We start from the raw sequence: 22,769 nt of genomic DNA, 5'->3' as shown, positions 1-22,769 counted from the left end.
CTGCAGTACCGGCACGGCATCCTCGGCGGATTCCTCGCCGGGACGGGCCTCGCTCTCGACAGACCGGACTGACCCTAATACGCCGAAGTCAGTAAGGTCGTCGAACGACAGGCGCCACCGGCGTAGGGACTTGCCTACCCCCTGCTCGCTCAGATCCGTTAGTGGCGCCCCGACGTGTTGAGCGACCCGCTGTTTAATCTCTGATCTTGAACTCGCGGTGTCGTAGTGAGTTATCTGGGCCGGAGGGCGAGTCCGGTTCCTGCGAGGCAGCCGTCGAAGAGAGCGGCGGTACTGGATCTTGCGAAGGCCCTGGCGGACGGCACGGGTGAGGTGGTCTGTGTTGGTGAAGGCGACGTTGGCCGTGTAGCCGCGTCGCAGCGGCGACCACACGCCTTCGACCGGGTTGAGCTCGGGCGCGTAGGCGGGTAACTGGTAGACGGTCAGCCAGTCCTGACCATCGATGAACGCTCGCATGTCCGCACACACGTGGGTGCCAAGGTTGTCCCAGATCAGGACTATGGGGGCACCGAGCTGGCGGTGAGCGGGGATCAGCAGGTCGCGATAGTCGCTCCAGGCGAAGCGCCTGCGGTCGCCGCGCCGGTTGTGGTGCCGCCTGGGCCGGTAGATCAGTCGGGGCCGTTCGCCTGCTCTGTAGCAGGCAGGGCGGCGACGGAGAGCTGGCGCGAGGTGCGGGGCCGGCCCTGAACCCGGATGACGGGCGTGTGCCCCCGGCGGGCCCAGGTGCGTGCGGTAGGCGGCGTCCTCGAGAAGCCGACCTCGCCCTCGAAGACGATCCATGCCCGAGCGCCGCCGCGGTGCTTTCGCCTGCGGCCAGGTCTCCTTCACCCAGCCACAGATCGCCTACTCATCGCGTTCCACTGCCCGTCTGGCCGGACCTGGCAGGAGAAGCCGTACCGGAGGGCTAAGCTCAGTGGGACTGATGGCCGTTGCCTCGTATCCGTCGGCCCGGCCTGACTCACGGGGCCAGCGGATGAGCGAGGCGACATGCAGTCCGGCGAGGATCCCGCACACAGGTTGTCCTGACGCACCCTGAGGCCGACCACAAAAAGAAGCGGGGCCAGGGTTAGCGGGCGCCGCTCATCCTCTCACTCGTGGAAGTCACCCATGGATACATCCCATCTAAAGTCATACCAAAACCCGCCTTCATAATAAGCGGAAGGGTCGACTTCGCAGATGAACTCCTGCACCCTTTGCGCTGCTGCCTCCCACTCCCCAGAATCCGAGTCTGCAGAGTAGAAAGGAACCATATCCGCCAGCCCGGAAATGCAATCCATAAATTTACTCATGGATGCATTGACCAGTACTACGTCACCCGAATACAGCCCAGACAACACTTCCCAGGAATCTTCATCCAGAAAGACGGACGTCACTCTTCCGATGATTCCGAACCGAATCAGGAACCTGCGCTCCCCCGCGTCGACCCTCTCTGCCAACTCCAGTGTCCGGTAGGCGAAGAACCCGCTCGGAACAATGAAGTCTGGTCCGCCACCCGCAACAGAGATGTTGACAGACGAAATAGCCACCGAAGCTCCCCCTGCACCCCCATAAGCCGCTCTTTCCTAACCTCGCCCAATTGTCGCGATCAGACGTGCCAATCCACCGCTCTCCGATATTTCGACCGAGGCGGAGCCGCACCGAACGCGCGATCGAGAATCCTCGCACGAAAAACTGAGAACGAACCGGTCCGGCGATTGCGAGTAAGTCATCTCACTCTCCAATCTAACCATTCGCTTTCCGGGAGGAATTCCACTTACATCACCCCATTCAGCGACATCAAAAACCGGAACAAGCGAATCGATAATCTCCGCCGGGCTCTTCAGTTCCACGTACCCCACTTCAACCGGAAGGTCGATGACGGTCAGACTCAACAAGGCGCCGGACTCAGGGTGCACCTTTAGCTCCAAGTAGCCGCCAGAGGCGCCTGCGATCAATAGGTAGAGCGGTTGCGCCTCCCTATCGACGTCCCAGGACACCTTCAACGGCACCCACGGATCAACCTCCACGGTGGAGCCATCACAGGGAGCCAGCCCCTCGATCTTCAACATTTCGATCCCTATCGCGCTGGCAACGGATCAGTCGGTCGCTGACTGAACTTGAGTTCCCACCCACCCACTTTCACCAAACGCCCCAGAGGAACGCCTCCCCGCGTGGCCTCCGCAACCGCGGATTGTAGACTGCGCAGCTGAACCTGCGTCACCAAGCCGATCTCTTCGCGACTGGCAAGATCTCTGGTGGCCCGACCTTGAAGGTACTTAGCAATTCAACCCGACTATCCGGGAACTGATCTTCCTCGGTCCTTCGAGATGCAATCGGGAAACTCTAGATTGTGGTGCAGGGAAGCGTTACCGAACACATTGAGCCCTTCTGGATAACGTCTCATGGCGCTTGGTGATCTTCGTTCAGCTGGTGCGGCCGTGTTCCATCTGGAGCACCCCGACCTCGAACGCCTCGCCTCCAGATTCGCTACCACGAACAGGTGTGACGTCAAGAACGGCCCGGCTGTGCGCGGCAAAGCTCACGTTCAGCGCGTGAGACCAACTCGCCGAAAGACAGCCGCCGTCCCGCGACATCGCAAATCAGCCGCTCACGCTGCGCAGTATTCATGCGGCGGCCCACAACCCGCTCCGCTTGACGAAAAGCGGATGATAGCCTCTCGCCAACGCGTTCCTCCCACGGGATATCGGCCAGCAAGGAGTCGACCGGATCACGCAGCAGTTTCTTCCAGCTACGTTCGATCAAGGCCTGCTCTGCAGGAAAGTGAGTTGAGAGCTTGCTGAAGAAATCCGAGCCGCGCGAACGCAGAGCCTGAAGGAACTCGGACTCATTAGCGATAGCCCTTCTAGTCTCCCCGTCCCCAGAGACAGTTATCTGTAGCCCCCCCTTAGGTGCTCGTTCAAATTCAACCTGGATGGGCTGGTCGGGGAATCTGAAGGAGCCTGCCCCCGTCGCCCGTAGCGTCGAAACAGAATCCGCCAGATAAGCCCACAAGGGGTACAGGTAGTCCCAGAGTCGGGTATCGATCAGCACGCAGTCGCCAATAGCAATCTCGACTGCGCCCTCAATCAGGTCAATCTCCGTCGAGGTATCCTGCATCGACTCGAATTGAATGAACTCGTGGGGGCGGATCATCGCGTAACTTTCAACAATGATCATCAGTTGTCAGTGCGGGTAGAACTGGCCAATTCTTCCATTGCTAATTCCCATCGTGTAGGTGACCCCTCCGTAAACGCCTTCCACCTGATAGGTGTCGTTGACTCCTCGACTCGAAATCATTCCACGATTCTGTTGAACAACGCCGCTAATCGCATCCTCGACGTCTTGGATCGACATGTTCTTCCTGAAGTTCGTCTGCGTCGCCTTGTCTGACCCCTTGCGGTACGAAGGGTGGTGACGCTCCAGTATGTGCTGCATCCTCTCTTTGGTCAGGCGCAGATGCTGGTCACCCATCTGGAAGTAGCGAGTTTGCCAGCCCTTTAGGGCGTCACCCACACCGCAGTTGCTGTTGTGAACGAGCACCGGAGTCTCGCCCGCCAGCACATAGTACGTGTGCAGGCCCTCGATCGTGAGGTTGTAGGCGCGCGCATGCTTGATAAATTTTCTGTTGCCCGTGACAATGACCGCACTGCCATCGCCAGTGAGCAGGGTCATCCCGGGCTTGAAGTATCCAGCTTCGACCCAGCGCTTCTCGGATGGCGACCAGAAGGGGTGCTCGTGTGTTGCAGTGAGTTGCTCGACCCCTTCTTGGGTGGCCATCGAGATTTCGTTGAATTCTTTGTCGTCGTCCGTGCGAATGAGGCGCGTGACCTTATGCGGCGATTGCTTCCCGGTTTCAGGGTCTGCAGCCAGGACTTCGTCGCCGACTTGAATGTCCTCAATGTCCTTGGTGGTGCCGTCAGCCATCAGGACATCGGTGCCCGCGAGGAAGCATTTGCACGACGGCGACTTCTTCCCATTTAGCAGGCTTCGCAGCCCGGGGCCTCTTCCTCCGATTCCCCCCTCGCTCATCGAGGCTGCCACGTTGACCCCGAACCAGTTTACGAAGAACTGCTTTTTATCTGGGCAGCCCGACTTATGGCATGCATCGAGAAGCGCATGGCTTACATCGGCTCGGGCAATCGGCGCTTCCGGATTATCCAAATAGAATTCGAGGCCGTAGATCGTGCCGAGCTCTTCAAGCTGGCTGTAGAAGTGCTGGATGAACTCACCGGTGCCAGACCATTCGGCGGGGATGTAGACGCCAGGGAGGAGGGTGATGTAGCCGTCCTTGTCCAGGTCCTTCCCCTGAGGGCCTTCGTCCTCCCAGGTGATCGGGCCTGGGTTGTAGTCGCTCCCCCTGTCCTCGGGCAGGATCACACCATCGCCGTTGGAGTCGTTCGTGGGGCAGTCATCTTCGTGTCCCACTCCGCAGGCTATTCCCTGGCCGCTCGGGTCGGAGAAGGTGCCTGGGTTCTGCATGCCGTAGCTGTAGCCATTGAGCGTCTGGTGCAGGTCGAGCTGGAGCAGGGGGTCGACGTTGATGAACTGGCCTGTGCTCGGATCGTATTCGCGTGCACCGACGTGGGTCAGGCCGGTAGCTGCGTCGACGCTCATGCCCAGGAAGGCCTTGTCGTCGGGCCACACGCCGGTCATCTGGCCGCGGTTTGCGCCGAAGGGTGTGCTGTAGCGCTTGCTCAGAGTCTGAGCGGAGTCGCTGGTGATGGCGATGCTGCTGGTGCCGTTGCGGTCACTGGCGAGGAAGCTCAGCTTTTCGGTGCTGGTCTCGTTGGTGCGCAGGGCGATGGTGGCGCCGGCCGCGCTGTAGTAGCGGTTGGCCCACTTCTTGCCGGTCTTGAGGTGAACCTCGGTCGCGCCGAGGTAGAGAACGGTTTCGCCGTCGGTGGCGTTGTTGCGGCGGATGAGGAGTTCACCGTCGGCGTCGTACAGGTAGTTGGTCGAGGTTGCCGCGGCGTCGTCGGTGAGGCCGACGAGCCTTCCTTCCTCGTTCCAGGAGAGGGTCTGCTTGGTGGTGGAACCGGCTGTCCTGACCCGCTTTTCGGTGTTCCCGGTGGCGTCGTATGTGTACTGAGGTGTGAGTCCGGTGCAGTTGCCCGTAGTTGTGGTGGCGGTCAATGCGTGCGTGCGGGTGCCGTCATAGCAGTAGGTGGTCGTGACGGGCGCGCCGGTGTTCTGCTTCTCGGTCTGGCGCTGACCGGAGGCGGTGTAGGTGTAGCTCGTCCAGTACGGGGCGGGGCCACCGAGGTTGGCCGTCGTGCGTCCGGAAGTAGCGCAGTCGGGCGTCTTGGGGGTCCAGGCTTCGGTCAGACGTCGGTAGGCGTCGTAGGTGAAGCACTGGTTGTCGGCGCCTGTGCCAATGTCGGCGCTATCGGTGATGGAGGTGGCGTTGCCGGCTTGGTCGTAGGTGTAGGTGAGGTCCTGGACGGGGCCGCGCGTTTGATCGTCGACGGCGGCGCTCAGGAGGCGGCCGGTGCCCCTCTCATAGGTGTTGGTGAGGAAGACGCGCTTGGTGCCGCTCGCGGTGGAGGTGCCGAGCTGGAGCTGGCCGACCTGGGCGAGAGCGGTGTAGTCGGCGGCGAGCAGGTAGCCGGATTTGCCGGAGAGTTCGTTGGGCAGGCCCGCACTGTTGTAGCGGTACTCCAGGATTTCGGAGCCCAGGCCCGCGGCGGCCGGCTCCCGGATGGTCCCCACCGTGCCGTCGGTCCGGTAGGTCGTCTCGAACGTGCTCGTCTCCGCGATGGCGCCGGAGGTCACCAGCGGGTCGTCGGAGGGCAGCGTCAGGCTGGTGGCGGTGGCGCGGCCGAGATCGTCGTAGGCAGTGACCTGCTTGGTGTAGGCCTTGCCCGTCTTGCCGCCCTCGTAGCGGATGGACGCGGTGGGCTGGCCCTTGAGGACGCTGTCGTAGGTCCAGGCTGCGAGTTGGTTGGGTTCGGTTCGCTCGTCTTGCCACAGGCCGGTCTTGCGGCCGAGCTCATCGTAGTCGTAGAGGAGGACCCGGTTCTTGGCGTCCGTGGTCGTGTCGATCTGGTCGAGATCGGTGTACGAGGTGGTTGTGGTGCCCTTGTCCGGGTCCTCGGCCTTCACCTGGCGGCCGAACAGGTCATAGTCGTAATCCCACTTGGCCGAGTCCGGGCCGGTGACGATGTCCGGTTTGCCGTCGCGGGTGTAGGTGTAGCGGACGCTGGTGTAGGGCGTGCCGGTGGAGGCGCCGTATGTGGTGTCATTGGGCTGAGTGCCCGCGTAGGTGCGCGTCTCCGCCGTGCGGCCGAGAGCATCGATGATGGTGCGGGTGGCATTGCCACCCTGGACGCCGGTGGTGGCAGTGGAGTCGCCGGTGTACGTGGTGGCGGTTTCCCACTTCTTGACGCCGTCGACGAGCAGCGTCGACTTGGTGGCGCGTCCGGCGCCGTCGAATTGCGTCTGAGTCTGGGTCGCACCGCCATACAGGGCCTGGGCGTAGATGCCGTTGGGTGCAGTGGTGCTGTCCCAGACGTCGGCGTAGGACTCGTAGGCCTGGCCTCGGCTGTCGTAGCGGGTGTCGGTCAGGGTCCGTCCGCCCAGCGGCGACGAGGACTGTGTCTGGATCGGGCGGAGCTGGGAGTCGTAGAGGGAGTAGATGGTGTCGTAATCGGTACCTCCGGCCTTGAGCGTGGACACGGAGGTCCAGGGAGCCTTGTCGCGCTCGAGACCGTAGCCGAACTTGGCGTCAGGGCTGTCGCCGCCTGACTTGGAGCGATCGGGCAGCCAGGTCGCCGTTACACGACCGAGTGAGTCGTAGGTGTACTCAGTCCGCTTGGCATTGATGTCGAGTGTGTAGCTTTCGGTGCCGCGGGCTGGGTCGTAAAGAGTGACCGTCTGGTGGGCCTGATTGTTGGAGGACAGTTTCGGCTGGACGACGACCTGGGTCGTGAGCGGGCCGGCAGCGGCCGGGTAGTAGGTGGTGGTCGTCGCGCGGCCCTTGGCGTCGGTGACGGTGAGTGGACGGCCAAGCTTCGCGGCAGCGGTGTCGTAGGTGGTGGTGGTGACGGTCTGCCAGCCGGTGGCAGACAGGGGATTCCGGTCGGCGGTACCGGAGGCGGCCGGGTAGGCCTTGGCGCGGCCGGTCCAGGTCGCAAGGCCCAGGGTCGGAACCTGTCCCGGTGCCCAGCCGGTTGCGGCGGGGTTGTCGTAGACGACGGCAGTGTCGGACAGGACGTCGCCGCGGGCGGTCGAGGAAGCCGGCAGGTTCAGGGTGTCGTCGGTGTTCGCACAGGGCTTGGCGACGGTGCGGGTGCGGGAGACCAGTGCAGTCAGGCCCTTGGCGTCGTTGCGCGCGTACCAGGTGCGGGTGCAGGTCTCGTCGCCGCTTGCCGACCAGTCGCCATGGTCCTCGACCTGGGTGGCCATGCCATAGGTGGTGTCGTAGGTATAGGAGGTGGCGGCGATGCGCCACTTCTTGGCCGCGGTCAGGTAGGTGTCGCTGTAGGTGCGGGCCTTGTTGACGAAATACGCCTTGATGTTGGCGTAGGACTTCTGCTGGCTCGCGGTCTGCTTGGCCCAGATGTTGTTGACGGTGGTGGAGATCGCGATGGGGCCGTCGTAGGTGATCTGCTGACGCAGCTGGCCGGCGTAGTAGTCGTTGTCGGTGGCGTCGGCGACATCGAGGTCGTCGTTCGTGGTCGCGGGGTCATTGCCGGCGATGTTGTCGAGGTCAATGCCCTTGATGACGGCCGTGCGGGTGGTGCCGTCCTTGCGCTTGTCGCCGTTCATGCCCTGCATGAACAGCTGCACGGTCTTCGAGCGCGTGGTGCCCGGGTCGCCGGTGTAGGTGGTGACCTTCTGGTAGCCGCGCCAGATCGACCAGGTGCGCTCCTTCTCCTTGGTGAAGGGGTCGTCGTTGTAGTGCCAGCCCGGGGTGGAGTACTCGTAGGAGAGCTGGGTGCCTGGATTGCCGGCGCCGGGATCGTTGGTGGTGACGTCCGTGACGCGGTATTTGTGGAACCAGTCCAGCTGTGGGTCGCCGCCGTTGATCGGCCAGTAGACCGGGTAGCAGGAGAGGCTGTTGTCGTCCTCGGCCGCAGGCATGTTGCTGCCGCGAACGCACTCGGGATCGGAGAACGTGACCGACGTCATCGCGCCGGTCTCCGAAATGATGGACGCGATGCGCGGCCGGGTGATGTCCAGAATGTCGCCGCCACCTGGCTGTGTCCCGCCGACCACCCGGTTGGGGCGCTGCTGATAAGTGAATTCGATCGGGGGCACGGCGATGGCTGTGCCGTTCTTGCCCGTCCGGGTCAGGGAGTTCAGCGTGAGGACCTGGTCGGAGCTGTTGCCGATGTCCTGACCGTCCCAAAACGTCTGGCCCAAGGCGTAGGAGTCGACCGGCAGGAACGCATCCGGCTCGGCCGCCCGCGACCAGAAATAGGTGTCGATGCTGGTCAGGCGCTTACGGGTGAAGAATGCCGGTCCGGTGGCGTTGCAGTCGTCCTCGTCAGCTGAGCAGATGGTGTCGAAGGGAACGTCGGGCCAGTTGTCGGCCGTGTCCTCAGTCAGCGAGGAGCAGTCTGTGGCAGTGCAGCGCTCCTTGTAGGTGAAGGTGACCTTGTCGGACGCAGGAGCGGTGAACAGCGTGTCGCTGCGTTGCCCGTAGAGGATCTCCTTCAGGTAGCCGCCGCGGGTGTAGGAGGCCAGTGCGGTCTTGTCGCCGTTCTTGGCGTAGTAGTTGGTCTCCGCGGCGTACCAGTAGGTGGAGGCGTTGCCGTGCGCGTCCTCGACCAGGTCGAGGTTCCACCGCCAGGCCTGCGTCTGCGCCCGGTCCTTGAACTCACTGCCCTTGTCGTAACCAGGCTCGGTGTCGTCGTCACCGAAGACCGGCACCGTCCAGACCGAGTCCGTGCGTTCGCTTCCCGCCCCCGACAGTTTGCTCAGACCGAACGTGTAAGTGGTGCCGTCACTGGTGACGACCTTCCAGTACTCGCCGTCGGCGTCACCGTTGTCCGCCCCCTTCAGCCGGGTGACCTTGGAAGCGTCGTCGTCCTTCAGGTGCCACTCATCCTTGGTGTCACCGTCGTTGTGGACGAGCTCGGTGGCCTTGCCGTTCAGCACGATCGACGCGTTGTCGTACTTCCAGCACAGGTCGTACTTGTCGGTCTGGCCATCGTCCTCGCACGCACCGTATTTGCGTTCGATGTAGGACGAGGTCAGGTCGAAGCCCTCGCCCACGAGGGAGCCCTGATTGTTGGTGTTGGCAGTACGTCCGTCGATGCTTCCTGAGTCGTAGGACAGCGCCAGGGACGGCGCCGGGCCGGCGGCAGCAGGCGGCATGGTGATCGGATACGACCAGGTGAACGATCCGGACGAGCTGCCGCCCTGCCAGCTGGCTGAGGCTGCCAGCGGTGTCGCCTTGAAGTCACCGGCGCCCGCCGCGGAAGTCGTGGCTGACACAGCGGTCAGGGCCATGACCGTCGGCGCGGCTGCGGAGGTGCTGGCAAGAGTGGTGCGGGAGGAGATGGTCTGCGCCTGAACATCGTTGTCCGACGTCTGTGCAGTGGTGGCGCGGCAGTGAGGTTTCTCAGGCGTCGTCAGGGCACAGGCCGGCAGGGTGACCAGGCCCAGACGCGAGGACCAGTTTCCGCCAACGGCCGAAGCGAACGAGCTGTAGTCGACCGAGATTTGGGCCGCGCCCGGGCTGTCGGCCGCGACCGTGAAAACGAGGCCGGTCACCCCCGCGCGGCGGGCGGCCTTCTGGTCCAGAACAGTGACCTTCGCCTTGCCCGAGGCCAGCGCACGTGCTTGGCGTGAAGTGGTGCTGGCCTTTACCGCCTTCACGGTGACCAGAGTCTTGTCCTCCGGTGAACCGGCCAGGTCCGTGGTGGAGGCGGATGGCTTCGGCCAGACTGCCGCCCGGCGCTCCGCCGCAGCCGATTCCACCAGGCGCTGGTTGGCCTTCTTCTCCTTGGCCACCTTGGCCCGGGCCGCCTTGGCCTGAGGTGAAGACGCTTCCGTCACCTGGGTCGGCTTGACACCGGGCACGTCCGGGCGGCCCGGCAGCTCAGCCGCCGACGCCAGCGGTGTGAGCGGCGCCGGTAGCGACAACACCGCCGCGAGCAGTACGGTCAGCGCGCTCCGACGGGCGCGTATGCGAGAAAGGGGCAGGCGAAGGGACACAGGAAGGCTCTCCGAAGGATGAAGGGCAGCCGGTGTGCGGTCGGCCGGAGGCTTGGTGCGAGGCGATGGGGCGATAGGCGGGGTTCGGTGCCCGCTCTTTGGCGGGCACCGAACGGGATCAGTAGCCGACGATCGTTTCCACCTGAGTGGGGTCGGTCACCGCGCCCGCCCACAGCCGGATGTCGGTGACCTGGCCAGGCAGGTAGTGGCTCCAGGCGCTGTCTGTCCAGCCCTTGCCCACCGCGAACTCCCCGTTGCCCGCGGATGCGGTGAAGGCGAGGGGGTCATCTCCTTGACGTTCGCTGCCGACGAAGAGGGTGATCTTTTGAGCGCGGGCGTCGTAGGCACCGACCAGGCCTACCTCACCATCCAGGACCTCTTCGGAACCGACCACGCTGGTCTCGGTGCCGTTGGCAGCAAGACGGCCGAAGTGCCAGCGAGCCTTCACGACGGACCGCGTCTTCGGCACGCCGTTGTCGTCCAAGATGACGTTGCCGTCGTCGTCCAGTTCCTCCTCGGTCGACACGCTGGTCTTCTCCACCCACAGGCTCCACGACGAGCCGGTCGTTGTGCGCTGGCCGAGAACCTGCGCGGTGTAACCGTCCGGCTTACCTGCCAACCCGTTGGCATCCACGTCGACCTTGGTGGCCGCGGTGAAGGAACCCGTGTCGGCCACCAGCGGCCGGGAAGCGGTCGCTGCCCCAGTGCCGTCTAGGACCAACGCCTCACCGTCCAGCGTCGCTCCGGAGGACAGGCTGAGCGGGTTGCTGTAACCGCTCAGGTCGGCCAGTGACTTGTCGCCTGGGGCAGCACCTTCAGGGGCGTACTGAGCGACAAGTTCGGCATACGCCTTGCCGTCGGCGTCCACCGGGCTGGCCTCAGCAGCGATCTCGCTGGGCAGTTTGGTAGCTTGCCACACCGCGACCTCGTCCACCTCACCGGGGAAGTAGTCGACGTAAGAGCCCTTGTACTTCACCCGGCCGATCTGCAGCGCCCCCGACGCCGACCAGCCGCCGGTGGTGAGGTCGTCGTGGCCCTGCTCGACACCATTGACGTACAGGGTGAGCTTTTTGTCGCTGGTGTCGATCACCGCCGCCAGATGCGTCCACACCTTGATCTGCGGCGGTTCCAGCGAGTTGACCCGCTGGCCGTCCAGCCCGGTGGTGGGGGCGTCGGCGTCCGCGAGGCGCAGGCACCACCTGTTCGATCCGGCGCAGTACCCGAGGAAGAACGGGCTGTAGTACGTGCCGTCCTGCCCCAGCACCGTCGCCGCGGTGCCGGTGGCATCCAGCCGCACCCACGCGGATACCGTGTACGACACCTGCGTCTCGAGCAGCTGCCCAGATGTCGCCGCGTACGCTTGGCCGCCCACCTTGAGGGCCTTGTCCTCAGTGGTGGCGCCGTTCTCCGTCACCATGCCACGGCGACCGGTGTTCATACGCACACCGCCGGAGACCGTCACGTCGTCGCGCTGCGCGGCATCGGTCGCCGATACGTCGACGGCAGGTCCGGACATTTCATTGAATGTCCACCGGCCCAACGGAGCTTCGCCCGCGCTGACCAGGAACCGGACACTGTTCTCTCCTCCTGGCCGTCCCGCAGCGTCCTTGGCCTGAACGGACAGCGTGATCGTGCCCGAGTCCATCGGGGTGATCGTCTGCGTGAGCGTCGCCCCCGTTACCGGCTTCCAGTCACTCCATGTGACATCTGTGGACAGTTTGTAGCGGTAGGCGACGTTGACGTCCCCGCTGGCCGGGCCGAAGGTCACGCTGCCCGCCTTCCCGGGCCCCCCGGAGGGCACACAGGCGCCGGGACACGCGGTGTAACCCGAGTTGAAGGTGATCGACGGCGGCTTCGGGCCAGTGCTGTCCACCGTGAAGTAGCACCAAGGGGTCGGGCTGCTGCCCAAATAGTCAGCGCCGCTGTTGTAGTAGGACTGGGTCCAGGCACGGTAGCGGTATTGCTTGCCGTCGGCGAGAGTCGCGGTCCAGACCTTGTTCTGATCAGCCCCGTCGCCCACGTAGCCAGTCGCGGGACTGAGGGAGCCGGTGGCCGGCTGCGCCGCATCCAACCATGTGTCGCCGTTCTTCACGTCGATGTCGAAGTACGCACGCAGAGACGCACTGCTCTCCCCGCCCGCAACCGTCTGCGGCGTGGCCGCGAGATTCGGCTGCGGGTTCGACCACGTCGTCGGCGCCGACTCGCTCTTGGAGCAGATCTCGGTCGTACCGGTATCCAGGCCGTACTCAGTGGGCACGGCCGGCTTGCCGACGTAGGTCACCACGATCACCGCGTCGTCGTCGAACCGCTTCCACGCGACCGCGTCCGACTCGTCCTTCGCCTTCAGCATCAACGTCAACGTTGAGAACTTGCCGTACGCGAACGCCCTCACCGTCGGGGTGAGGTTCTCATCCGGCTCGTCCGCATTGTCTTGGAACTTGATCGGTGCGCGCGGCTGCGACGGATCACACGCACTGCCGCGCCCTGCCGATACGTTCCGGTCGCCCATCTGGTCCCAGGTGTTGTCGGACTTCGGTCCGCCCGGCCCCGGCCACTTCGACGACGAGGAGATCGGGTCCGTTCGCTCCAGATCCACCCAGCGCGCATCACACGAGAACGACCACGTCTCGGTCACCTCGAACTTCGCATCGAGGACGTGCTTGCCCTTGAGCTTGCCCGGGGTGAACTCGAAGTACATGCGGTTGGTGTAGGCGCTGCCGGAGGTGCAGTAATAGCGGACACCACCGATCACTGCCGAACTGCAACGGCCCACGCTCATGCCGTTGTCGCCACCCGAGAAGTTGTAGAACACATCCCCGTCCGAGGACAGCACCGTCCGCTCGGACTCGTTCAGCTCCACCGACGGGTCGATGTACAACGGCAGTTCCGCACTCGTCGTCCCCGCGATCAGATCGGCGTCCGGAGTGACGACGACCTTCTCCTGGGTCACCTCCACGTCCATCACGGCCGCTTCGGCACCCGCACCAGGGCCGGCCAGGGGATCGCCCTCCTCCACCGGGCCGGCTGGACGCGACTCGGGCTCCGGCGTCTCCTCCTGCGCGGCCTGCGCGAGGGGGCGGACCGCGGTCGTCTGAGTGCTCGTCCCCTCGCTGCTCTCGGGTGTGATGCTCTGGCCGGCGGAGTTCCACATGCGGGCCGACGGCGAACGGAAGACGACCTGCCCGTTGCCGTCCACCGCATCCATGCTCCCGGCCGCACCCTCACGGATACGCAGGCCCTCGACGTCCATCGCGTACTCGAGCGAGGCGAGCGCCGGATCCTTGGCGGCCTCGAGCGTCTCGACCTCCAGCACCTGCCGGAAGCCCTCCACCGTCGCCGTCAGGATCAGGTTCACGTCCGGGCGCACGTTCTCGTAGACGGCTCGCGCACCCTCCAGCCGCGGCTCCGGCAGCTTCCCCGGCCAGCCGAGCGCAACGGACTGACCGTCGTCGGCGATCGTCACCAGGTCCTTGCCGTCTCCACCGGACGAGAACGACAGATCGACCGCAGCGGCCTTCGGTCCTATCGACCCGTTCGCCCGCTTCACCAGCGTCGCGTCAGGCTCCGTCCAGCCACCCCCGGGCTTTTCCACCCGCACTGGAGTAATCGACTTGTTGAGAGTGAATGTTTCGCCGTCAGGATTGGCGAATACCGTCTCCCGCTCGGTGCGCTCCCCCACCACCTCGACCGGCTCACCGGACTCCGCCGCCTGCTGCTGCGCCTGCTCCGACTCCGACAGATCACTGCCCTCGGCGGCAATCGCTGTCGGCGCGGTCAGCACCGGCGCGAATGCCGGAACCGTCACCATCACGGCAAGCGCTGTCAGCCACGCCAGGGTCCCCCGGCCCCCTCCGGCGGCTCTTCGCGCACGCCGTCCCCCGTCCCCCACTGCCCCACCCCTCGCTCACAAGATCAACACAGGTGGAGCACATGACACATGCATCAACCAACAACTGTCAAGCAAAAAGCAAAAACCCGCGAAACCCTGGAGGGTGATTTCTCAAATGCGGACACTTCATTACGGGGTGCGAAACAAGTGATTTATAAGACGGGAAATTGAGCCGTTCCATGGGCCTTGCCAATTGCGGGCTGATGCCCACAAATCGGAATGGACGGCACACCACCTGCCCCCAACTCCACTGTTCCTACCGGCAGCTTCCGCGCGTTTACAAGCCTGCTCGATACATGTCAGACTCCGCCCCGGTCCGGCGTCTCATGCCCGACCTGAATGGAAAGAGGGGGCTATGAGAGAACTGAGCGCCGCACGGACCGCGATCGCGGCCATGGTCTCAGCGATCTTGCTGGTCACGGGCTGCGGCAGCAACCATCCCGAGGCCGCACCGGAACCGCGCCGGTCTTCGGCGTCGCCGTCAGCCGACGCAAGCAAATCGCCGTCGTCCAGCGCCGAGAAGACGAGGTCGCAAGCAGAAAGCGACCTTCGTTTCGCCGCTCAGATCATCTCAGGCGAACTGCGCATTCCCGATGCCCCCTTGGGACGCGAGTGCGCGATAGACGCAACTGCACTGTCCCCGGAGGTGCCGGGCGAGGCGGAACTGCAGCGCGTTGTCGGTCGGCTGCGGACCCGTGGGTGGGAATTGGACGGCACCGCCTCCGTTGACGAGGGCGCCTTCCTCGTGTCGGGCAAGTGGAGCCTCATCGCCGGAGCCGGCCCCGTGCCCGCCGAGATGGCAGAGCAAGCAGGCTCGAACAAGGGAGCACTCACCTTCAGCGCGAGAGGGGCATGCAGCAAGGCCTGAGCGGGTGTGGGGAGAGGGCCACGGCATGCCGCTCTCCCCACACCTCGCTGAACGCCACCGAAGGCCGGCGCCCGCCTGAACGCCGGCGCGACCTCCCTCTACCGGCACGTGGCCACCAAGGACGAGCTGATGGAGCTCGCCGTGGACGAGGTCGCCGCCGAGATCGGCGTACCGCCCGCCGACAGCCCCGACTGGCGCGCCACCGTCACCGAGGCCCCGCGCACGCCTTCCGTACGACGGCGCTACGGCACCCGTGGCTGTCATCGGTACTCGGTCAGGTGCGTCTCGCCTGTCTCGGCCCCAACCCGACAGGCTGGCGCTACGGCTGCCGCGCTGACACGACCGCCCCCGTCGCCTCACCCGTTCACCCCCGCGCCGTGCGCCCTTCGGGATTCTTCCGTGGGCCGCCCGCTCCACGCTCCTGACCTGCTGAAACAGCGGAGGGGCGGCGGTCTGCGGCTGGGCCCCTGACACCCATTCATACTATTTTTGACGCTCCCTCAGGAAGCGCGTTCGTCCCGCTGCCACTTACCTCGAAAGAGCAGGGGCACGACCGACGCAGCGGCACTTGGAGGTGTCGCGGGCCGTCGCCCCGTCGATGAGTTCGAGGGAGCACCGATGCGACGAACCGCCCGTCTGCTGACCGGCACCGCGCTCGCCGCTGTCGCTGCGGGCGGGGTCGCCGCACCCGCGTACGGCGGGGACACCGGCAGCCTGGAGGTGTACCCGTCCACCGCGGTGCCGGGCGACCTGGTGACGGTGAACACGGCGGCATGCGGCAACGGCGGTTCGGCTACCGGCGACGCGAGCGCGGTGGGCGCCGGGCAGTTCACGCTGGCCCCCAGTACGCACGAGGACGACGCGATCGGGCAGTTCCGGGTGCCGCCGAGCGCGCAGCCGGGGACGTACGAGATCGTCGCGACGTGTGCCGAGGGCGGCCGGCAGGTCAAGGGTGATCTGAAGGTCACCCTGGCTGCCCTGCACGGGCAGTTGCAACCGAGAGGAAGCGTGAAGACGGGGGTCGGCGGCGCACTTGGCCCCGATCCCGTACAGACCGCGGCAGGCGTGGCGGCTCTTGCCGTCGCCGCCGCGGGCGGTACCTGGCTCCTGCATCGCCGGGCGAGAGGCGACGGGATCTGACGGACACCCTCCGCTGTCCGTCCGCCGGTACCGCATCCCCTCCCCCTCCGGGTCCGACGCCCCTCGCGGCCCGGAGGGGGCTCGGGGCCGAATTCCGAGGAGGAGGAAGAAGAGAAAAGAGGAAGAAGGAGAGAAAGAGGAGGCTGGCATGCGCAGGGTCGGCAACAGCGCCATAGCGACCGTCACCGTGGTCGCACTCTGCTCGGGCGCATGGTTGTTGCACGGCGGAGCCGGGAGTCACGCCCCGCCGCAGCCGTCCGCCGCGCAGGCGCACGCCGACCTGAGCGAGGAAGGCGCCGCCGCTCCCGCGTTGCCGCCGTCGCCGCCCGACCGCATCCGTATACCGTCGATCCGCGTGAACGCCCCGCTCATGGGTCTCGCGCTCACGAGCAGCGGCAGCCTCGACGTCCCGCCCGCGGGGGAAAAGAACCTCGCCGGCTGGTACGAGGCCGGCACCACCCCCGGCGAGACCGGCACGGCGATCGTGGCCGGCCATGTCGACAACGCCGACGGCCCCGCCGTCTTCTACGACCTCGGCGCCGTGAAGAAGGGCAGCGCCATCGAGGTGGACCGGCGGGACGGCAGCGTGGCGCTCTTCACCGTCGACGCGGTGGATGTGTACGAGGCGAAGGACTTCCCCGACGAGAAGGTGTACGGGGCGGCGAAGCGGCCCGAGTTGCGGGTGATCACCTGCGGTGGGGGCTACTCACGGAGCACCGGATATCAGGGGAACGTGGTCGTGTTCGCACACCTCACGAACAGCCGCTGAGTGCGGTCATCCCACCCGAGCGGCAGCGTCAGCGGCGGCAGCAATGGCAGCGGCAATGGTCCGCGCGCACACCAGGGACTCGGTGTGCGTGGTGTCCACCTCCAGGTCGTAGACCACACCCTTGTGGACGAGTTCCGCCTGCGACGCGGCCATCCCCGGGACCCGGTCGCCCCGGACGATCTCGCGGCCCTCGGCGACCTCGCCCTCGCAGCGGACGCCGACCCACAGCACGTCCAGACCGGTGAGGGGCTCCCGCCACCGCTCCTGGGACGCGGCTCCGCCGAGGAAGACGTCGTCGATGATGACCTTGGCGCCCGCCCGGACCGTCGCGGCGACCCCCGCCCGCCACGCCGCCTCCAGCGCCCGGAACTGCGGCCCGACGTTCACCCCGCCGTCCGGGGCGAACTCGATCCCGGCGGCCGACGTCTTCAGGGACGCGGGCATAGCGTCGACCAGCGAGTCGATCCCGGCGGTCAGCCACGGCTCCGGCAGGACGGCCTGCAGACACCGGGCGATCCCGGACTTGCCCGAGCTGGAACCACCGTTCAGCACGATCACTTGAGTTGTCACCGCGCCACTGTAGGAGCATCCCCCAGCAGGCCCGCAACGGATTTCCGCCGGGTACGCCGGGTACGCCGAGTGCGTCAGGCCACCCACTGCTCGTACGCCAGATTCGCCACCAGTGCGAACACCACCGTCAGCAGCACGACCCGGACGAAGCCGCTGCCCTGCTTCAGGGCCGTGCGGGCGCCGAGTGTGCCGCCGGCCAGGTTGAACACGGCCATGAGGCCGGCCAGTTGCCACAGCACCGTGCCCTGCCAGGCGAACATCGCGAGGGCGCCGGCGTTGGTGCAGCAGTTGACGATCTTGGCGGTGGCCGAGGCGGTCACCAGGTCGAGGTGCAGCACCGCGGTGAGGGCGAGGACCAGGAACGTACCGGTGCCGGGGCCGATGAGACCGTCGTAGAAGCCGATGCCCAGGCCCGCGAGGCCGATCGCGGCGAGGACGCGGCGGCGGCCGGCCGGGCCGACGGCCGGGGCCGTACCGAAGGCGGGGCGCAGGATCACGAAGGCGGCGACGCCGAGCAGCACCACCATGATCACCGGTTTGAGGACCTCGGTACTCATCCCGGCCGCGAAGAAGGCCCCCGCGGAGGACCCGACGAGGGCGGCGAGGCCGATACGGACGGCCGTGCGCACGTTCACGGGGGCCTTGCGGGCGTACGTCACCGCCGCCCCCGACGTGCCGACGATGGCGACCGCCTTGTTGGTGCCGAGCGCGTACGCGGCCGGGGTGCTCGTCGGGAGCCCGAGCAGCAGCGCCGGGAGCAGCAGGAGACCGCCCCCGCCGACCACCGCGTCGATCCAGCCGGCCGCGAGGGCAGCGAGGCACAGGACGGCGAGCGTGGTCAGCGATATGTCGGGCATGATCGCGACCCTAGGGACGGAATGCATGTGCCGTCCACGTACCTGAGGGTTTTCTGAGGTACGCCCCCACTCCAGACCCCACCCCCCGGCACGCCCGCCGCAGGCCCGCCGAACCCCCACACCCCACCCCCGCACGCCCGCCGCAGCCCCCCACACCCCGCCCCCGCACACCCGCCGCAGCCCCTCACACCCCACCCCCGGCGCACCCCCCGAACCCTCACACCCCCGCCCCGCCCCCGCTGAGGGCAGCGTTCCTCGCGGGAAACAGATGTGATGCGGCCGGGTAACACCCGCATCGCACGCTCCTAGACATGACCTCGAATACGCGTGTGGTGGTGATCGGCGCCGGCCTCGCGGGCGTACATCTCGCCCGGCGGCTCGGTGAGCTCGGCACGCCCGCGCTGGTCGTCGGCGAGGAGGAGCACCGCCCGTACAACCGGGTCCTGCTCGCCGAGGTGCTGGCCGGACGCTACGCGCCGGAGGTGATCTCCCTCCCGGCCCCGCCGGAGCTGGTCCGCGCCCGGGTCACCGGCATCGACCGCGCCGCCCGGATCGTGCACTGCGCGGACGGCCCGGAGATCGCATACGACACGCTGGTCCTGGCCACCGGCTCCAACCCGGTTCTGCCGCCCCTGCGCGGCCTGTTCACCCCCGACCACGAGCTGCCCGAGGGTGTGCACGCGTTCCGCACCATGGACGACTGCCTCGGCCTGTCGAAGGCCGTACGGCCGGGGGTGCGGGCGGTCGTCATCGGCGGCGGACTGCTGGGGGTGTCCGCGGCCCGAGCGCTCGCCGTGCGCGGCGCGCAGGTCGTCCTCGCCCAGCAGGCCGAGCGGCTCATGGAGCGCCAGCTCGACCCGGGCGCCTCGAAGCTCGTCCTGCGGCATCTGAAGGACCTCGGCGTCGAGGTGCACACCGAGTGCCGCGTACGGGACGTGCGCTGCGTCGGCGGCGCGGTCCGCTCGGTGGAGATGGCCGACGGGTACGCGCTCGACGCCGACCTGGTGGTGCTGGCCTGCGGGGTCCACCCGCGCGCGGGCCTCGCCAAGGAGGCCGGGCTCGCCGTCCACAAAGGCATCCTGGTCGACGACGAACTGCGTACGTCCGACCCGCACATCCGCGCCATCGGCGACTGCGTCCAGCACGACGGCACGACCTACGGCCTCGCCGCCCCCGCCCTCGAACAGGCCGATGTGCTGGCCGAGCTGCTCGCGGGCGACGCGGACGCCCGCTACACCGGCACCCGTTCCCTGACCCGGCTCACCATGACCGGACAGGACTCCCCCTTCGACCTCGCCGCGTTCGGCGAGACCGAACCGCGCCCCGGCGACGACTTCATCCAGCTCGCGGACGCCACCCGCGGCACCTACCGCAAGGTCGTCGTCCGCGACGACCGCCTGGTCGGCGGGGTCCTCGTCGGCGAACTCGGCACCGTCGGCGCGCTCGCGCGCGCCTGGGAGGGAGCAGAGCCGCTCCCCACGGACGGCGCACCACTGCTCCACCTGCTCACCAACGATGGAGGCTCCTGATGACCACGACCGCAATTGTTGGGGACCAGCCCCGCCCCACGATCGTGCTCGTCGGCCATGGCATGGTCGGCCAGCGCTTCCTCGAAGCGCTCGCCGAGCGCGGCATGACCGCCACGCACCGCGTGGTCGTGCTGTGTGAGGAGCCGCGTCCGGCGTACGACCGCGTCGCCCTCACCTCGTACTTCTCGGGGAAGACCCCCGAGGACCTCTCCATGACCGACATGGAGTTCATCCGCGAGCACGGCATCGAGCTGCACGTCGGCGACCCGGCGGAAACGATCGACCGTTCCGGGAAGCGGGTGACGGCCCGCTCCGGGCTGACCGTCGACTACGACGTCCTCGTCCTGGCCACCGGCTCCTACCCGTTCGTGCCGCCCGTCCCCAACAAGGACGCCGAGGGCTGCTTCGTCTACCGCACCATCGAGGACCTCCTCGCGATCGAGGAGTACTCCAAGTCGCGGGCGACGACGGGTGCCGTGGTGGGTGGCGGTCTGCTCGGCCTGGAGGCCGCGGGCGCGCTCAAGGGCCTCGGCCTCGACGCGCACATCGTGGAGTTCGCGCCGCGCCTGATGCCGGTGCAGGTCGACGACGGCGGCGGCGCGGCGCTGCTGCGCACCATCGAGGAGATGGGGCTGTCCGTCCACACCGGTGTGGGCACCCAGGAGATCGTGGTCGGTGAGGACGGCGCGGTCACCGGCATGAAGCTGTCCGACGGCTCCGAACTCGCCACCGACATGGTGGTGTTCAGCGCCGGTGTCCGCCCCCGCGACCAGCTCGCCCGCGACTGCGGTCTGACGGTCGGCGAGCGCGGCGGCATCTCGGTCGACGAGCAGTGCCGTACGGTCACCGACCCGCACGTGTTCGCGATCGGCGAGTGCGCGCTCGCGGCGGACGGCCGGGTGTACGGCCTGGTCGCCCCGGGGTACGAGCAGGCCGAGACCGCGGCCGCCACGATCGCCGCCGACGAGGCCTCCTTCACCGGCGCCGACCTGTCCACCAAGCTGAAGCTGCTCGGCGTGGACGTGGCGTCGTTCGGCGACGCGCACGGAACGGCCGAGGACTGCCTGGACGTCGTGTACTCCGACTCCCGCGCGGGCCTGTACAAGAAGCTGGTCATCGGCCGGGACGGCACCCTGCTGGGCGGCATCCTGGTCGGCGACGCGGATGCGTACGGCACGCTGCGCGCGTTCACCGGATCCGTCCCGCCCGTCTCGCCCGAGCAGCTGGTACTGCCGGCCGGCGCCGGAGCCCCCGCCCAGCTCGGCCCGTCCGCGCTGCCGGACGAGGCGGTCATCTGCTCCTGCCACAACGTCACCAAGGGCACGATCCGCGGCGCGGTCACGGACCACCAGTGCACGACCGTGCCCGAGGTGAAGAAGTGCACCAAGGCCGGGACGGGCTGCGGCAGTTGTGTCAAGGTGCTCGGCCAGCTCGTCACGGCGGAGCTGGAGGCGAGCGGCGTCGAGGTCGACAAGGGCCTGTGCGGCTGCTTCGCGCAGACCCGCGAGGAGCTCTACGAGATCGTCCTCGCCCTGCGCATCAACTCCTACCAGGACCTGCTGGACCGCTACGGCCGCGAGGGCGCCCGGGGCGGCGACGGCTGCGAGACCTGCAAGCCGGCGGTCGGCTCGATCATCGCCTCCCTCGCCCCGACAATCGGCGCGAACGGCTACGTCCTGGCGGGTGAGCAGGCGGCCCTGCAGGACACCAACGACCACTTCCTCGCCAACCTCCAGAAGAACGGCTCGTACTCGATCGTGCCGCGCATCCCGGGCGGCGAGATCACCCCCGAGAAGCTCATCGTGATCGGCGAGGTGGCCCGCGACTTCGGCCTCTACACCAAGATCACCGGCGGCCAGCGCATCGACATGTTCGGCGCGCGGGTCGAGCAGCTCCCGCTGATCTGGGCGCGGCTGGTGGACGCGGGCTTCGAGTCGGGGCACGCGTACGGAAAGTCGCTGCGCACGGTCAAGTCCTGCGTGGGCCAGACCTGGTGCCGCTACGGCGTCCAGGACTCCGTCCGCATGGCGATCGACCTGGAGCTGCGCTACCGGGGACTCAGGTCCCCGCACAAGCTCAAGTCGGCCGTGTCGGGCTGCGCCCGCGAGTGCGCGGAGGCCCAGTCGAAGGACTTCGGCATCATCGCCACCTCCAACGGCTGGAACCTCTACGTCGGCGGCAACGGCGGCGCGACCCCGCGCCACGCGGACCTGCTCGCCCAGGATCTGTCCGACGCCGAACTGATCCGCCTGATCGACCGCTTCCTGATGTTCTACATCCGCACCGCCGACCGCCTGGAGCGCACGTCGACCTGGCTGGAGCGGATCCCCGGCGGCCTCGACCACATCCGGGAGGTGGTGGTCGAGGACTCCCTCGGCATCTGCGAGGAACTGGAGTCGCTGATGGCCGCACATGTCGCCGCCTACCGCGACGAGTGGGCGGAGACCATCAACGACCCCGAGAAGCTGGCCCGGTTCGTGTCCTTCGTCAATGCGCCCGACACCCCCGACCCGGTCGTCGGCTTCGTCCCCGAGCGCGACCAGATCAAGCCCGACCTGCCGCTGCTGACCATCGGCACGCGACCCCTGGAAGGAAGCGCCCAGCGATGACCCTGGCACCCGAGACGACCGACCTGAAGATCCAGCTCCGCCTGGAGGACTCCTGGTTCACGGTCTGCGACCTGACCGCGCTGACCCCCGGCCGGGGCGTGGCCGCCCTCCTGCCCGACGGCCGCCAGATCGCTCTGTTCCGCGACCGGGCCGGGCAGCTGTACGGCATCGACAACCGCGACCCGTTCAGCGGCGCGGCAGTCCTCTCCCGCGGCCTGACCGGCACCCACCAGGGCCGCCCGTTCGTCGCCTCGCCCCTGCTCAAGCAGCGCTTCGACCTGCTGTCCGGGCAGTGCCTGGACGACGAGACGGTGCGGGTGGCGACGTACGAGGTACGGGCGGCCTGAGGCCGTGGCGCCGGACCGGAACGGAAGGAC

The 22,769-nt window shown here is 67.0% G+C and carries 13 protein-coding genes and 2 pseudogenes; 7 read left to right on the top strand and 8 right to left on the bottom strand.

The window, feature by feature from the left end; all coding sequences use genetic code 11:
- Nucleotides 1-230: 230 nt before the first annotated feature.
- The 6 genes and pseudogenes from ABT114_RS09940 to ABT114_RS09915 form a co-directional block, all read right to left on the bottom strand.
- A pseudogene (locus ABT114_RS09940) lies at nucleotides 231-894 on the bottom strand (transposase); the annotation flags it as partial.
- A gap of 212 nt (nucleotides 895-1,106) precedes the next feature.
- The gene (locus ABT114_RS09935) at nucleotides 1,107-1,544 is read right to left on the bottom strand and encodes an SUKH-4 family immunity protein (RefSeq protein ID WP_351140502.1); all 438 of its coding nucleotides are present in this window, start codon (nucleotides 1,542-1,544) and stop codon (nucleotides 1,107-1,109) included.
- Between the two features lie 36 nt (nucleotides 1,545-1,580).
- Nucleotides 1,581-2,066: a hypothetical protein gene (locus ABT114_RS09930; RefSeq protein WP_351140500.1), complete on the bottom strand. Its 486-nt coding sequence runs from the start codon at nucleotides 2,064-2,066 to the stop codon at nucleotides 1,581-1,583.
- Between the two features lie 439 nt (nucleotides 2,067-2,505).
- Nucleotides 2,506-3,174, bottom strand: a complete 669-nt coding sequence (locus ABT114_RS09925) for a hypothetical protein (protein ID WP_351140498.1) — start codon at nucleotides 3,172-3,174, stop codon at nucleotides 2,506-2,508.
- 6 nt (nucleotides 3,175-3,180) lie between these two features.
- Nucleotides 3,181-10,161, bottom strand: coding sequence for a polymorphic toxin-type HINT domain-containing protein (locus ABT114_RS09920; RefSeq protein WP_351140496.1), 6,981 nt, complete (start codon nucleotides 10,159-10,161; stop codon nucleotides 3,181-3,183).
- A gap of 118 nt (nucleotides 10,162-10,279) precedes the next feature.
- Nucleotides 10,280-13,969, bottom strand: a complete 3,690-nt coding sequence (locus ABT114_RS09915; RefSeq protein WP_351140568.1) for a LamG-like jellyroll fold domain-containing protein — start codon at nucleotides 13,967-13,969, stop codon at nucleotides 10,280-10,282.
- Nucleotides 13,970-14,405: 436 nt separating this feature from the next.
- Between ABT114_RS09915 and ABT114_RS09910 the strand changes: the two genes are divergently transcribed.
- The 4 genes and pseudogenes from ABT114_RS09910 to ABT114_RS09895 all read left to right on the top strand — a co-directional run bounded on the left by ABT114_RS09910 (nucleotide 14,406) and on the right by ABT114_RS09895 (nucleotide 16,827).
- Nucleotides 14,406-14,918: a hypothetical protein gene (locus tag ABT114_RS09910; RefSeq protein ID WP_351140494.1), complete on the top strand. Its 513-nt coding sequence runs from the start codon at nucleotides 14,406-14,408 to the stop codon at nucleotides 14,916-14,918.
- Between the two features lie 60 nt (nucleotides 14,919-14,978).
- A pseudogene (locus tag ABT114_RS09905) lies at nucleotides 14,979-15,223 on the top strand (TetR/AcrR family transcriptional regulator); the annotation flags it as partial.
- Between the two features lie 313 nt (nucleotides 15,224-15,536).
- Entirely contained in the window at nucleotides 15,537-16,058 is a 522-nt protein-coding gene (locus ABT114_RS09900; protein WP_351140492.1) for a GVDTG sorting domain-containing protein, read from the top strand.
- 148 nt (nucleotides 16,059-16,206) lie between these two features.
- Nucleotides 16,207-16,827 (top strand): class F sortase, encoded by a 621-nt coding sequence (locus ABT114_RS09895; protein ID WP_351140489.1) that lies wholly within the window; start codon nucleotides 16,207-16,209, stop codon nucleotides 16,825-16,827.
- 6 nt (nucleotides 16,828-16,833) lie between these two features.
- Here the strand turns inward: ABT114_RS09895 and cpt are convergent, their stop codons facing one another.
- A complete protein-coding gene (cpt, locus tag ABT114_RS09890; RefSeq protein WP_351140487.1) occupies nucleotides 16,834-17,397 on the bottom strand; it encodes a chloramphenicol phosphotransferase CPT in 564 nt (187 codons plus the stop codon).
- 74 nt (nucleotides 17,398-17,471) lie between these two features.
- Nucleotides 17,472-18,254 (bottom strand): sulfite exporter TauE/SafE family protein, encoded by a 783-nt coding sequence (locus tag ABT114_RS09885; RefSeq protein ID WP_351140485.1) that lies wholly within the window; start codon nucleotides 18,252-18,254, stop codon nucleotides 17,472-17,474.
- A gap of 311 nt (nucleotides 18,255-18,565) precedes the next feature.
- On the opposite strand from ABT114_RS09885, the gene ABT114_RS09880 reads away from it, so the two are divergent.
- From ABT114_RS09880 to nirD, 3 genes are read left to right on the top strand one after another with little or no spacing between them, the layout of a single operon-like run.
- The gene (locus ABT114_RS09880) at nucleotides 18,566-19,783 is read left to right on the top strand and encodes an NAD(P)/FAD-dependent oxidoreductase (RefSeq protein ID WP_351140483.1); all 1,218 of its coding nucleotides are present in this window, start codon (nucleotides 18,566-18,568) and stop codon (nucleotides 19,781-19,783) included.
- Complete coding sequence (gene nirB, locus ABT114_RS09875) at nucleotides 19,783-22,392, top strand: nitrite reductase large subunit NirB (protein WP_351140481.1); 2,610 nt, start codon at nucleotides 19,783-19,785, stop codon at nucleotides 22,390-22,392. The genes ABT114_RS09880 and nirB overlap by 1 nt, the downstream gene beginning before the upstream one ends.
- A complete protein-coding gene (gene nirD / locus ABT114_RS09870; protein WP_351140479.1) occupies nucleotides 22,389-22,739 on the top strand; it encodes a nitrite reductase small subunit NirD in 351 nt (116 codons plus the stop codon). Before nirB ends, nirD begins: the two co-directional genes overlap by 4 nt.
- Nucleotides 22,740-22,769: the final 30 nt, after the last annotated feature.

Origin of the sequence: Streptomyces sp. NPDC002088 (assembly GCF_040296605.1) — a bacterium.
In the GTDB taxonomy this organism is placed as follows: Bacteria; Actinomycetota; Actinomycetes; order Streptomycetales; family Streptomycetaceae; genus Streptomyces.
This window is presented reverse-complemented; position numbering and strand designations above follow the sequence as displayed.

Coding starts and splice junctions, on each gene's coding strand:
- ABT114_RS09930 (WP_351140500.1), bottom strand. CDS start 2,066: ATGTTGAAGATCGAGGGGCTGGCTCCCTGTGATGGCTCCACCGTGGAG.
- ABT114_RS09925 (WP_351140498.1), bottom strand. CDS start 3,174: ATGATCATTGTTGAAAGTTACGCGATGATCCGCCCCCACGAGTTCATT.
- ABT114_RS09915 (WP_351140568.1), bottom strand. CDS start 13,969: ATGGTGACGGTTCCGGCATTCGCGCCGGTGCTGACCGCGCCGACAGCG.
- ABT114_RS09910 (WP_351140494.1), top strand. CDS start 14,406: ATGAGAGAACTGAGCGCCGCACGGACCGCGATCGCGGCCATGGTCTCA.
- ABT114_RS09900 (WP_351140492.1), top strand. CDS start 15,537: ATGCGACGAACCGCCCGTCTGCTGACCGGCACCGCGCTCGCCGCTGTC.
- ABT114_RS09895 (WP_351140489.1), top strand. CDS start 16,207: ATGCGCAGGGTCGGCAACAGCGCCATAGCGACCGTCACCGTGGTCGCA.
- ABT114_RS09885 (WP_351140485.1), bottom strand. CDS start 18,254: ATGCCCGACATATCGCTGACCACGCTCGCCGTCCTGTGCCTCGCTGCC.
- ABT114_RS09880 (WP_351140483.1), top strand. CDS start 18,566: ATGACCTCGAATACGCGTGTGGTGGTGATCGGCGCCGGCCTCGCGGGC.
- nirB (WP_351140481.1), top strand. CDS start 19,783: ATGACCACGACCGCAATTGTTGGGGACCAGCCCCGCCCCACGATCGTG.
- nirD (WP_351140479.1), top strand. CDS start 22,389: ATGACCCTGGCACCCGAGACGACCGACCTGAAGATCCAGCTCCGCCTG.